At 62.0% G+C, this 587-nt stretch carries 1 protein-coding gene; it reads right to left on the bottom strand.

Annotated elements, in window-relative coordinates; genetic code table 11:
* A partial coding sequence (gene mnmH, locus AC1DF0_RS32015; protein WP_477577586.1) for a tRNA 2-selenouridine(34) synthase MnmH occupies positions 1–587 on the bottom strand: 587 nt, incomplete at both ends.

Here is a 587-nt window from a genome sequence, read left to right as displayed (position 1 = left end):
GATCCGCTCGACGCGCCCTTCCAGGCTGTCTTCCAGCCAGACCATCGGAAACTGCTGCATGCCCTGATACAGCGGCAACGGCAGCGCACAACTGCCGATCGCGCGGCTCTCGTCTTCGAGCACAAACTGCTCGATACCGCTGGCACACTTTTTCAGCACGTCYACGGCCAGGCGGTTTTCRAAGTCGATRTTSGAGGGTTGGCCSGTGGCGCGTTTGCCGAAGCTGGAGCCGCGATGATGGGCATGACCTTCAAGGTCCAGCGCGTTGCTCAATTGCGTGAGCACCTCGGTCTTGCCGGTGCCGGTCATGCCGCCCAGCAAAACGAAATCGCACTGGGCAACGGCCTGGTCGAGCGTGTCGAGCAAGAAGGTGCGCATGGCCTTGTAGCCGCCACCGACCCGCGGATAGTCGATGCCCGCTTCGTCCTTGAGCCACTGCTGGGTGATCTGCGAACGCAGCCCACCGCGAAAACAATACAAATAGCCATCCGGATGCGCCCGGGCAAAATCGGCCCAGGCCTGGATACGCTCGGCCTTGATCGCGCCGGTCACCAATTGATGCCCCAGCGTGATGGCCGCTTGCTGAC

This window comes from Paenibacillus sp. 05T425 (genome assembly GCF_056396205.1).
This window is presented reverse-complemented; position numbering and strand designations above follow the sequence as displayed.